The organism is Mycobacterium kiyosense (assembly GCA_021654635.1).
Classification (GTDB): Bacteria; Actinomycetota; Actinomycetes; order Mycobacteriales; family Mycobacteriaceae; genus Mycobacterium; species Mycobacterium kiyosense.
Window position 1 is genome coordinate 312340 of sequence record AP025179.1, and the last position, 12518, is coordinate 324857.

The 12518-nt window shown below is 66.6% G+C and carries 10 protein-coding genes; 6 read left to right on the plus strand and 4 right to left on the minus strand.

Annotation, left to right across the window (positions count from 1 at the left end):
* The 4 genes from L6444_RS01510 to L6444_RS01525 are packed head-to-tail and all read right to left on the minus strand — an operon-like array spanning position 1 to position 4727.
* A complete protein-coding gene (locus L6444_RS01510) occupies positions 1–765 on the minus strand; it encodes an SDR family NAD(P)-dependent oxidoreductase (protein WP_236979885.1) in 765 nt (254 codons plus the stop codon).
* Position 766: 1 nt separating this feature from the next.
* The gene (locus tag L6444_RS01515) at positions 767–2365 is read right to left on the minus strand and encodes an AMP-binding protein (protein WP_236979886.1); all 1599 of its coding nucleotides are present in this window, start codon (positions 2363–2365) and stop codon (positions 767–769) included.
* Entirely contained in the window at positions 2358–3110 is a 753-nt protein-coding gene (locus L6444_RS01520) for a GntR family transcriptional regulator (protein ID WP_236979888.1), read from the minus strand. Before L6444_RS01520 ends, L6444_RS01515 begins: the two co-directional genes overlap by 8 nt.
* A gap of 12 nt (positions 3111–3122) precedes the next feature.
* Positions 3123–4727: an SMP-30/gluconolactonase/LRE family protein gene (locus L6444_RS01525; protein ID WP_370653063.1), complete on the minus strand. Its 1605-nt coding sequence runs from the start codon at positions 4725–4727 to the stop codon at positions 3123–3125.
* 137 nt (positions 4728–4864) lie between these two features.
* Between L6444_RS01525 and L6444_RS01530 the strand changes: the two genes are divergently transcribed.
* The 6 genes from L6444_RS01530 to L6444_RS01555 are packed head-to-tail and all read left to right on the plus strand — an operon-like array spanning position 4865 to position 12282.
* Positions 4865–5791 carry an SDR family NAD(P)-dependent oxidoreductase gene (locus tag L6444_RS01530; protein ID WP_236979890.1) on the plus strand — a complete coding sequence of 309 codons (927 nt, stop codon included), beginning with the start codon at positions 4865–4867 and terminating at the stop codon, positions 5789–5791.
* Positions 5792–5810: 19 nt separating this feature from the next.
* A complete protein-coding gene (locus tag L6444_RS01535; protein WP_236979892.1) occupies positions 5811–7172 on the plus strand; it encodes an aromatic ring-hydroxylating oxygenase subunit alpha in 1362 nt (453 codons plus the stop codon).
* The gene (locus L6444_RS01540; protein WP_236979894.1) at positions 7169–8347 is read left to right on the plus strand and encodes an LLM class flavin-dependent oxidoreductase; all 1179 of its coding nucleotides are present in this window, start codon (positions 7169–7171) and stop codon (positions 8345–8347) included. The genes L6444_RS01535 and L6444_RS01540 overlap by 4 nt, the downstream gene beginning before the upstream one ends.
* Entirely contained in the window at positions 8344–10185 is a 1842-nt protein-coding gene (locus L6444_RS01545; protein ID WP_236979896.1) for a flavin-containing monooxygenase, read from the plus strand. Before L6444_RS01540 ends, L6444_RS01545 begins: the two co-directional genes overlap by 4 nt.
* Positions 10185–11120, plus strand: coding sequence for an SDR family NAD(P)-dependent oxidoreductase (locus L6444_RS01550; RefSeq protein ID WP_236979904.1), 936 nt, complete (start codon positions 10185–10187; stop codon positions 11118–11120). Before L6444_RS01545 ends, L6444_RS01550 begins: the two co-directional genes overlap by 1 nt.
* Entirely contained in the window at positions 11113–12282 is a 1170-nt protein-coding gene (locus tag L6444_RS01555; protein WP_255731134.1) for a CaiB/BaiF CoA transferase family protein, read from the plus strand. The genes L6444_RS01550 and L6444_RS01555 overlap by 8 nt, the downstream gene beginning before the upstream one ends.
* Positions 12283–12518 lie beyond the last annotated feature (236 nt).

A 12518-nucleotide genomic window follows, 5' to 3' on the forward strand; every position in this document is an offset into this window, starting at 1 on the left:
CTACTGAAGGTTCCACTCCGAGTTCAGCGCCCGATCGGACAGGTACTTCGTCGAACTCCAACCGCCGTCGACCACGATCGTCTGGCCGTTGATGAATTCGCCGCCGGGTGAGCACAGGAAAGCCACCGTGCCGGCGACGTCGTCCACCGTGCCCAACCGCTGATGCGGCGTCATCTCGACGTTGATTCGCCGGAACCGCTCGTCCTGCAGGCGATGCTCGGTCATGGCGGTCTGCACCACCCCGGGAGCTACTGCGTTGCAACGTATTCCCTGCGCACCGTATTGGCAGGCGATGTGGGTGGTCATCGCCGTCAGCCCGCCCTTGGCTGCCGAGTAGGCACCGCCGCGCATGCCGCCCACGACGGCGAACGTCGAGGTGATGTTGACGATGCCAGAACCCGGCCGCAAGTGCGGTAACACCTCACGCACCAGACGGAACGGCGCTCGCAGCATTAAACCCAGGAAATGATCCAGGGATTCGTCGTCGGTCTCGTGCAACGGCTTGGGACTGCCGATGCCTGCGGCGTTGATCAGGAAATCGATTCGGCCCCAACGTTTTAGCGCATCATCGACGATCTGGTGTGGGGCATCGTCGTCGACGAGGTCGACGGCCAGGGTGGCGACTCGGTCGTTCGACCGGGCCAGCTCGGCGAGCTTGTCTTCGTCGCGTCCGGTCGCCAGCACCGCCATGCCCGAATCGGCAAGCTTTGTCACGCAGCCGGATCCGATGCCGCCCGTCGCGCCGGTCACGATAGCTACCTGCATATCACCGCTCCGCTTCCATCAGCGCCGCTTTGATCTGATGCTTGAGTATCTTTCCGGCGTCGTTCTTCGGTAGGTCGTCCCAGATGACGACCTGCTCGGGCGCTTTGAAGCGCGCAACGCCCGCCGCCTCCAGAAAGGTACGCAGGTCGGTGACGTCGGGTCCGGCGCTGCTCGCGGCCACCACCACCGCGCACGCCCGTTCCCCGGTGCGCTCGTCCGGCAGTCCGACGACGGCTATCTCGGCGATCCCCGGATGGGTGACCAGGACGTCCTCGACTTCCTTGGGCGAGATGTTCTCGCCGTTGCGGATGATGATGTCCTTGGCGCGGCCGGTGACCACCAGGTACTCGTCGTCGACCCAGCGCCCCAGGTCGCCGGTGCGGAAGTAGCCGTCGGCGTCGAACGAGTTGTCGTCGTCCTCGGGATGCAGGTAGCCGACCAGCATCTGTGGCCCGCGCAGTCGGATCTCGCCGTCGACGAGCCGGATGTCGGCGATACCGGCCCGGCCGTCGGTGTCGGCCGCGCGGTCCCGATCATCGGGTGATCCGACCGTGGTCACCGGCACTTCGGTTGATCCGTACACCCGTGTCACGGTGGTCGACTCGAAATATGTTGCCGCCCGGCGTATCAGCTGAGGTGAAACGGATGCGCCGCCACAGATGAACACTTTCAGGTCGGGCAGGTTGGTGCCGGCCCGCTGCGCGGCGGCCAGCAGTTGCTCCAGGAAGGGGGTCGCGCCGGCCATATGCGTGCAGCGCTCGGTCCGTATGATCCGCACCGCTTCGTCGGCGTTCCAGCGGTCCATCAGCACCGCGGTGGTGCCGAGCAGCAGCGGCCCCTCGAACGCGTAGATGGAACCGCCGATATGTGCGATCGGCGAGGCCACCAGGAACACGTCGCCCGGCTCGACGAACCAGTGGTCGCGAATCTGGCACATCAACGCGTGAATCGAATTCTGGCTGTGCAGTACCCCTTTGGGCCGGCCGGTGGTTCCCGAGGTGTAGAGGATCATGCGGACGTCGTCGGGCTGCAGGCCGGGCAGCGGCACACTGCCAGACCGCGGCGAGGTCAACGACGCATACCCGAGTTGGCCGTCAAGGCAATCCCCGCGCACCACGACGACATCCGGTGGCGTCGTCAATTCGGCTACAACCCGATGCAGCATCGCGGCGTAGTCGTGGCGGCCGAAGGCCGACGGGATGAACAGCACGCGGCTGTCGGCGTCTTCGAGGATGAACCGCAGCTCGCGCTCGCGCAGCGAGGGCAGGATCGGGTTGGCCACCATCCCGGCCAGGGTGCTGGCCAGGTAGATCACCGCGGCTTCGTGCCAGTTGGGCAGCATGAACGACACCACGCTGCCGGCCGGGATGCGCTCCAGCAGCGCGTCCGCCAAAGCGGTGGCCTGTAGACGCAATTCGGCACAGGTCAGCCGATGATCGGCATCGACCAAGGCGACCCGGCGGGGCGTGTCCTGGGCGGCCGCGCGCAGCGCATCCGCCAAAGTTCCTCTGGCCCAATGTCCTTGGGTATACGCCTGCGACGCCCGCTCGTCGTCCCAGCGGAGCAGACGTCCGCCGACCAGCCTCCGGCCCTCAGCCACGTACCCGTCGCATCGTCATCGAATGCCGGAACCGCGATGCGGGATGGGTGTTGATGGTGACCTGGGCCACCTGGTCGTCGGAGGTGCGGTAGGTGCGCTGCACCTGCAGCGCAGGCGTGCCGGGCGCCACGTCGAGGCCGTCGGCCAGTTCCGCCGCCAGCAGCACCGCGACGATCTCCTGCTGCACCTCGACGATGCTGAGCCCGAACAAGTCCTCGATCAACGGGAAGATCGGCCCCTCGTGGCGTTGTAGCAGCCGGCCGACGGCCGCGAACGCGCGGTTGATGTAGTACTCGGTGCGGCACAGCGGCGGCTCACCGTCATCGGACTGTCGAAACCCGCGCACGGTCAGCCATTGCTCCCCTACGGCCAGCCCCGAGCGTGCCGCCGAGTCGTCGTCGATGGTGACCATCGCGACCGACTCGATCACGAACCGGGTCCCGGTGGCGAACTCCAGCAGGTCGTTGATCGACATGACATGCTGCACATAGGAATCCGACGACGGTCGCGGAACCACCAACGTTCCGGTCCGGGGCCGCGACGACACCAGGTTGTCGTCGCGCAGCCGCCGCAACGCCTCCCGAATCGTGTAGCGGCTCACCTCGAATCGCTCGCACAGCTCATGCTCGGTCGGCAGCTGCGACCCGACCGGATAGACGCCGTCGACGATTTCCTTACGCAGCGTGCGGGCCACCTGCAGATAGCGGTGGTCGACCACCTTGGCTTCCGACGGCGGGGGAGACAACGTTGCGGCCCTTCAGGATTCGCGGCGCAAGGCCAGCAGGCTGCCGTCGCCGTCGGCCGACACGTACAGCGTGCCGTCCGATCCGGCGGCGATTCCGGCGAACGGTCCTTGCGGCCCGGAGAACGGCGGCATGCCGCGCAATGGTTTGGGTGAGATGCCCGGTGGGGCACCGAGCGGCAGGTCCCCGGCGATGGTGGTCCGGACGCCGCTGTCCAGGTCGAAGGCAACGATTTCCTTTGCGCCGGTGTCGACTACGTAGAGCTCGCGGCCCAGCACCAATATCCCTTGCGGTCGCTGCAGCCCGTCGAACGCCACCGTGCCGTCGAGGCTGCGGACCCGGCCGGACTCCGAAACCAGGCACCTTCCGTCGCGGTCGACCGCGACGCCGACCGGATCAGCGAGGCCGGACGCCAACACCTCGACCTGCCCGCCGTGGACTCCCAACACGCGGCCGGCGCCGAGCTCCGCGACATAAGCCGCGCCGTCCGAAGCTACCGCGACCCCGTAGAGCTGGTCGAAACCCGTTGCCAAGATCTGACTTTCGTTGTCGGCGGGCCGGTATCGGGCAACCTCGCCGTTGGAGGTGGTGACGACGAACTCGCCGGGGCCGGTCGCGGTCAGGCCACGCAGGAACCCCGGGTAGCCAGGGCTGAACAGCATTCCGACCGTGCGCAGCGTGCCGTCGGGCTGCAGCGTGTAGAAGAAAGTGCCGTCGGCGACGTAGAGGTTGCCGTCGGGGCCGACGGTCAGGTCCAGCGGCCAGTTCAGTCCGCCTTTGAGGACCGTGCGGTGCTCGCCGCCGACCAGGACTTCGGTGATCTCGCCGGTGAAGTTCGAAACGAACAAGCGGTCGCCCACGAATGTGCAGTTGTCCAGGCCCGGATTGAGATCGGCCAGCACGGCGCGATCGCCGGTGCGGGGATTGATACGCAGCACCTGACCGCTGTGCGCCTGGGTGGAGACGATGTAACCCTCGGCGTCGAACTTCACCGAGTCCGGGACGCCGAGGTCGCCGACGACGCGCTCGGCCGCACCGCCTTCGGGATCGATGCGCCAGATTTCGTTGGCGCCCATCACCGGGAAATACAGCAACCCGTCCGGGCCGACCTCCATGGCGTTGGGCATCGGCACGTTCTCCAGCAGGATGCGTGGCGTGCCGGCGCCGCGGTCGAGTTCCATCAGTCGCCCGCCCGCGCGGCACTCGCCGATGAAAAGCCTGCCCTGGTGGACCGTGATGCCGTTCGCCGACGGCAGGTCGTCGCGAATGACCCGGGTGCGGCCGGCCGCGTCGCGAACGCTGACCCGCCCGTCCATCACCTCGGTGGCGTAGAGGTTGCCGTCCGGGTCAAACGCGACGTCGTCGGGCGCGATGATGTCGCCGCCTTTGGCGCTGACGGTGTCGATCAGGCCGGTCTCGACGTCGAGCGCGCTGATCTGGCTCCCGGTCACCTGGGCGATGTAGATCCGGCCGTCCGGACCGGTGCGGATGCCGTTGGCGCCGAACAGGCGGCTCGGCTCGGTGAGCCGAGTCAGGGTCCAGCCTTCGGCCACGGCCGGCGTGTACGCGACGGGGTAGCGGCCCGGCTGACCGATGGAGTGCGACGATCCGGCTATCACCGGTTGGACGATAGCAATTGCGCTGTGGTCCAGACAATAGTGACGCCGAGATCCTCGGCCGGCCTTGACGCGCAGGCCAGTAGCAGAGAATCATGCTCTCTAATGCGTGCACATCGTTATCATGTCCGGACAAATAGGTGAGTCGAGATCCGTTGGGACTCGCCGGCCGGGTCGTCGTGGTCGCCGGCGCGGCGGGCGGCGGTATCGGCACCACCGTCACCAGGATGGTCGCCGAGGCCGGTGCGACGGTGATCGGGGTGAGCCGCGGCCAGGACAATCTGGACCGGCACCTGCGCCCCTTGGTGGACCAGGGGTTGCCGGTAGTGCCGGTGGCCGCCGATGTGTCCACCGACGACGGCGTCGAGGTGGCGATCGGGGCAGCGCGACGTGCCGAGGGCGAACTGCACGGCCTGGTCAACGTCGCCGGCGGCGCGGACCCGTCGACCTGGATGCCGTCGACGCGGGTGAACCGCAGCGACTGGCGGGATCTGTTCGCCCGCAACCTGGAGACGATGTTCTTCATGAGTCAGGCGGTGGCCGCCGAGCTCAAAAGTCGGCGGCGCCCCGGCTCCATCGTGTCGATCTCGTCGATCAGCGGGATGAACACCGCACCGTTCCATATCGCCTACGGCACGGCCAAGGCCGCGATCGTGGCGGTGACTCGCACCATGGCGGCCGAACTGGCCTGCGACGAAGACGGCGGCGGCGCCATCCGGGTGAACGCGGTCGCGCCCGGGGTCACCGAGACGCCGGCGTCGCGCACCTACACCGACGACGACCCAGAACGGGACCGCCGGGCTATCGCGATGGGCCGGCGGGGCCGCCCCGAGGAAGTCGCCGGCGCGATCCTGTTCCTGCTGTCGGATCTGTCCAGCTATATCACCGGGCAGACGCTGCTGGTCGACGGTGGCCTGAACCTCAAATGGGGACACCTGGGTGCCGACAACACCTCGCTGTTCCTCAAGGACGAGTCGTTCCGGGCGGCGATCAAACGGTGGGACCAGCGCGGTGAAGCCGGGCGCAGCGGGTCGCCACCAGGGGACAGTAGCGGGTCGCAACTATGAGACGAGAAGGGAGACAGCGATGAATGACGATCTGAGCGCCCCCGTCACGATCGGGGTCGACGCCTACATCTCCGAGGAGTATGCCCGCGCCGAACGGGACAAGCTGTGGCGCAAGGTATGGCAGCAGGTGGGCCGGGTCGAAGACCTGCCCAGGGTGGGCAGCTACCTGACCTACGACATTCTCGACGACTCGATCCTGGTGGTCCGCACCGGGACTGACAGTTTCAAGGCGCACCACAACGTGTGCGTACACCGCGGCCGCCGACTGGTAGACACCCCGGCGGGCGCGAAAAATGCTTGCGGGCACAAGAAGTCGTTCGTCTGCGGATTCCACGGCTGGACCTACGACCAGGACGGCAACTGCACCCACATCCCGGAACGACAAGACTGGCAGGGCGCGCTGACCCCGGAGAACACCCACCTGGGCAGGGTCAACGTCGACACCTGGGGCGGCTGGATTTGGATCAACATGGATCCCGCCGCCGAACCGCTGCGCGACTACCTCGAACCCGCGGCCACCATGCTTGACCCGTTCAATCTGGCCGACATGCGCTGCAAATGGCGAAAGTGGCTGCATTTCCAATGCAATTGGAAGGTGGCGATGGAGGCGTTCAACGAGACCTACCACGTCGCCACCACACATCCGCAGTTCAACAAGTTCGGCAACTTCCGCGGCTGGGCCGCAGCGCAGGGCAAGCACAGCAACATCGGATACGACGCGCCGAAGGATCTGGCTGAGACCAAGTCCAAGATCCGGCTGGGCACCGGTGCCGACCCGCGGGTGTCGACGGCCGAAATGCAGCTCTACACATTGGAAGAGACCAACGCGACCACCACCAAGACACTGGTGGACGCGGCGCTGCGGCTGGTCGAGGAGCTGCCCGAGGACGCACCGGCCGACCAGGTGCTCAGCCATTGGCTCGGCTCGGCACGCCGCGACGACGAGGCCCGTGGCGTGATCTGGCCGACCATCGACCCCGAACACCTGGCCGCCAGCGGCACCGCGTGGCAGATCTTCCCGAACTTCCAGATCGGCCAGGGCCTGACCACCGCCCTGTGCTACAGCGCCCGCCCGCACGGCTACAACCCCGACGAGTGCATCTTCGAGGCATCGTGTTACGAGCTTTACCCCAAAGGGGAAGAGCCGCAGACAGAATGGGTGTATGCCCCGCCGGACGATCCGAACTGGCGCAGTGTCCTCCCGCAGGACTTCTCCAACATGGCCGCCGTGCAGCAGGGCATGAAATCGCTGGGCTTCCGGGGCCCCAAACCCAATCCCTACATGGAACGCAGTACCGCCAACCTGCACCGCAACCTCGCCAAGTACATGGGGACCGGCGCCCCGCAGCATCTAGCAACAGAGACGGAGATACAACGATGAAGGTCAATCTTGGCTTCGGAGCCCACAATTCGCACGACTGGGACCGGGTGCTGGCCGAAGACTTCAGCCAGCCGCCGGCCACCCCGGACTGGGAATGCGTGCAGAGCACGCTGGCGATCGCCGATCTGGCCGAACCGCTCGGGTTCGACGGCATCTGGATGCCCGAGCACTGCGGAACCCCGTATGGCATGACGCCCAACCCGATTCAGGCGCTGAGCTACTTTGCCGGACGCACCGAGCGGGTCAGCCTGGGCACCTTCGTCGTGGTCGCACCATGGTGGCATCCGGTGCGCTTGGCGCATCAGATCGCCTACCTCGACATCATCTCCAACGGCCGCTACGACACCATCGGCATCGGCCGCGGCGTGTCCAAGGGGGAGTTCGACGCCGTCGGCGTCCCGCGGGAGGAGAGCCGGCAGCGGTTCAACGAAACCCTGGACATCCTCGAACTCGCCTTCTCGGGCAAGCGATTCTCCTATGACGGTGAGATTTTCAAGGTGCCGGAGATGTCGCTACGGCCCGAGCCGCGCAGCGGCGATCTGTTCTCCCGCATCTACAGTTCGTCGTCGACCGCGGAGTCGCTGGAGATCCTGTCGCGGCGCGGCATGGTCCCGCTGTTCGTGGGCAACAAGCCGATCGAGGACGCCGGCCGGGAAGTGCAGAAGGTCAACACCTTCCGTCAGGAAGAAGGCCTGCCGCCGTGTCAGCCGAAGAACGTGATGTTCATGTACTGCACCCCCGACGCCGATGGCGCGGCGAAGTCCGAGGAGTGGATCTACACGGCCAACCGCGACGTCACCGTTCACTACGGCTTCGCCGACGCGTCGAACTTCAAGGGCGTCAAGGGTTACGAGGCCTATGCCGCTCGGGAGGCCACTGCGACCGCGGTGTTGGCCTCTTCGGTAACCCATGACGCGAAGGGCGCGCCCAAGACGCCCGGCTACCATGCCTCCAACCTGCTGATCGGTACACCCGACGAGATCTTCACCCGAATCAAAGCAGCGCAAGAGGCATGCTCGTTCTCGGAGATGACGATCGTGCCGCAGTTCGGCACCATGCCCTACGACGAGGCGATGGACAGCACCCGGCTGTTCGCCCAGGAGGTGCTGCCGGCCGTGCACCAGATGGCGGCACCGCTGCACCCCGCGGCGCTCCCGGAGAACGCGATCGCATGACCGGGGTACCGGACTGCCCCCCGACCGAGGGGGCCGACGACATCGACGTGGACGCACTGCGGGAGAAGTACCGCCAGGAGCGCGAAAAGCGGCTGCGCCCAGAGGGTTCCAAACAGTACATCGAATTGGTCGACGACTTCGCCGGTTTCTACGAAATCGATCCGCACTCGCCGGACCTGGTCCGCGACCCGATCTCGGCCGACATTGACGTCGCCGTGCTCGGCGGCGGCTTCGGCGGCCTGCTTTGCGGGGCGCATCTGAAGAAGGCCGGCGTGGAGGACGTCCGGATCATCGAGCTCGGCGGCGACTTCGGCGGCGTGTGGTACTGGAACCGCTACCCGGGGTTGCAGTGCGACAACGAATCCTACTGCTATATCCCGCAACTGGAGGAGCTCAACTACATCCCCAGCAAGAAGTTCGCCGACGGCAGTGAGATCTACGAGCACTGCCGCAGAATCGGCAAGCACTACGGCCTCTACGATTCCGCGCTGTTCTCCACCCAGGTACGGGCACTGCGCTGGGACGAGGAGATCAAGCGCTGGCGGGTCAGCACCAACCGCGACGACGACATCAGGGCGCGCTTCGTAGTGGTCGCCTCCGGCCCGTTCCACCGGCCCAAGCTGCCGGGAATCCCGGGCCTGAAAGACTTCCAGGGTCACAGTTTTCACTCGTCGCGCTGGGACTACGGCTACACCGGCGGCGACGCTACCGGCGGACTGACCGGGCTGAGCGACAAGCGCGTCGCGGTGGTGGGCACCGGCGCGACCGCCATCCAGATCGTGCCGTTTCTGGGCGAATACGCCAAGCACCTGTACGTGTTCCAGCGCACACCGTCGTCGGTGGGCGCCCGCAACAACACACCGACCGACCCCGAGTGGGTGAAGACGCTCAAGCCCGGCTGGCAGAAGGAACGGCAACGCAACTTCCACGCCTGGACTTTCGAGGGAATGGCGCTGGGACAGCCGGACCTGGTTTGCGACTTCTGGACCGAACTGGGCCGCAACACCGCCGCCCGGGTGCTGGCCCTGGAGGATCCCGCGTCGATGACCCCGGAGCAGTTCATGGCCATCCGGGAGGAAGAAGACTACAAGGTGATGGAGCGGCTGCGCCGGCGCGTGGCCGAGATCGTCGAGGACCCCGAGACCGCCGAAGCGCTCAAGCCCTACTACCGGTTCCTGTGCAAGCGGCCGTGCACCAACGACGACTACCTGCCCACGTTCAACCGGCCCAACGTGACGCTGGTGGACGTGTCGGGCACCAAGGGTGTCGAGCGGGCGACGCCAAAAGGATTGGTGGCCAACGGTATCGAATACGAGGTCGACTGCATCATCTACGCCAGCGGTTTCGAGATCACCACCGAGATCAGCCGCCGGTATTCGCTGGAGGCGATCGACGGCCGCGACGGCCTGTCCCTCTTCGACTACTGGCGGGACGGCTACAAGACGTTGCACGGCATGACCAGTCGCGGCTTCCCCAACCAGTTCTTCACCGGGTTCACCCAGGTCGGCATCTCGGCGAACATCGCCGCCAACTACGAACTGCAGGGCGAGCACATCGCTTACATCATCGCCGAGGCGCTCAAACGCGGTGCGACGGTCGTGGAACCCAGTCAGGAGGCGCAGGACCAGTGGTGCAAGACGATCAAGGAGACGGCGATCGACAACTCGGCGTTTGACCTGGAGTGCACCCCGGGTTACTACAACAACGAAGGCGGTGGCACCGAGGGCATCCGGTCACACCTGGGCGAGCCGTACGGGCCCGGCTTCTATGCTTTCGGTGACCTGCTCGCCGAATGGCGCGCCACCGGAACGCTGGATGGCCTGATCCTGGAGTCGTGATGACCGAACTCAGATACGACGGTCGCGTCGCCGTGATCACCGGCGCCGGCCGCGGGCTGGGACGTGCCTATGCCCTGATGCTTGCTGCCCGTGGGGCCAAGGTGGTGGTCAACGACACCGGCGGCGCGTTGACCGGAGACGGCCACAATCTCGAGCCCGCACAACAGGTTGTCGACGAAATCTCGGCGGCCGGCGGTGTGGCGGTGGCGTCAACCGAATCGGTGACGACCGCAGCCGGCGGCCAGGCCATCATCGGTGCCGCGCTGGACAACTTCGGGCGCGTCGACATCCTCATTCATAACGCCGGCACCGTGCGACGCGGTTCGTTGAAGGAGATGAGCTACCAGGACTTCGACGCAGTCCTCGACGTCCACCTGCGTGGCGCGTTTCACGTGGTGCGGCCCGCGTTCCCGCTGATGTGCGAGAAAGGGTACGGACGCATCGTGTTGACGTCGTCGATCGGCGGGCTGTACGGCAATCATGAGGTCGCCAATTATGCGGCCGCCAAAGCCGGACTGGTGGGGCTGTCCAACGTGGTGGCGCTCGAGGGCGCCGCCGACGGGGTGCTGTGCAACGTGATCGTACCGTCGGCGGTGACCAGAATGGCTGACGGCATTGACATTTCGGCGTATCCGCCGATGGGAACCGACCTGGTGGCGCCGGTGGTGGGGCTGCTGGCGCACGAGTCCTGCCCGGTCAGCGGGGAGATGCTGATCGCCATCGCCGGTCGGGTGGCACGCGCGGTGATCGCCGAAAGCCCAGGGGTGCAACGCTTGTCGTGGACAATCGAGGACGTTGCCGAACAGCTGTACGCCATCCGCAACCTGGCCGCGCCACTCGTTTTCCCGGTCGTCCCGGACGGGCACGCCGACCATATCCGCTACAGCTTCGAGTCGGCGGCGTGGGCGATGCGGGAAGCGGCGCACAGTGGCTGACTCCGGCTTCGGCCCGCTGGCGGGCGTGCGCGTCGTCGACCTCACCGCGATGGTGATGGGTCCCTACTGCACCCAGATCATGGCCGACATGGGCGCCGACGTCATCAAAATCGAGCCGCCGCAAGGCGATGACACCCGGTACGTCTCGGTCGGGCCGGCCCGCGGAATGAGTGGGGTGTTCGTCAACGTCAACCGCGGCAAGCGCGGCATCACCCTCGATCTGAAGTCCGACGCCGGCCAGACCGCCCTGCGTGCGCTCATCGAGCGCGCCGACGTGTTCATCCACTCCATGCGCGCCAAGGCGATCGCCCGGCTCGGACTCGCCTACGCCGACGTCGCCGCCATCAACCCGGGCATCGTGTACACGAATTGCTACGGCTACAGCCGTCGCGGCCCCAACCGGGATCTGCCCGCCTACGACGACACCATTCAGGCCGCCTGCGGCGTACCCGCCGTGCAGCAGCAGCTGACCGGTGAGGCTAATTTCGCCGGGACGATCCTGGCCGACAAAGTGGCCGGCCTCACCGCCCTGTATGCGACCACGATGGCGTTGTTCCACCGGGAGCGCACGGGTGAGGGGCAAGAAGTCGAGATCGGCATGTTCGAGGCGATGGCGTCGTTCATGCTGGTCGAACACGCCAACGGCGCCGTCTTCGATCCGCCGCTGAGCCCGGCGGTCTACCCGCGCGCGGTGGCGCCCAACCGCCGGCCCTACCGCACCAGCGACGGTTACATCGCGGCGCTGGTCTACAACGACAAGCATTGGGCCGCCTTCGTCGACGCGGTGCGACCGGCGTGGGCCAGTGACCGGTACGCGACCCTGGAAGGGCGTGCCGCGCAGATCGACACCGTGTACGCACTGCTGGGCGAGACGTTCGCACAGCGCACCACCCAGGAATGGCTGGATCTGCTGCGCGAGTTGGAGATACCCGCGTCGGCGCTGTCGAGTCCGGCCGAGCTGCTCGACGACCCGCAACTCGACGCCGTCGGATTCTTCGAGACGGTGGACACACCGAACGGCCCGGTACGGTTCCCCGGTGTGCCGACCTGGTTTTCGCGCACGCCCGGGCGGGTCGCGGGTCCGGCTCCGGAGCTGGGCGCCGACACCGCGGAGGTGCTCGAGCAACTCGGGCTGGCGCCGGTCGATCAGCTACGGGAGTGAACGCGCGCCCGGATGGGCGCGGCGACGATCGTGGTGACCGGCACGACGACGGGAAAGTCGTCGTCGAGCGATTTCTGGCCCAACTCGCGGCTCCCTCGCGTGTCTCCGGGAGATCCGGCGGCCCCGCCCCTAGGCTTGCTGGGATCACGAGGAGGGGCTCGACGTATCGGCATCAAACTCGGCGCCGGACGACAAGTTGGTCAGGGCGCGCGCACAGCGGGCGATGAGCCGGGCGG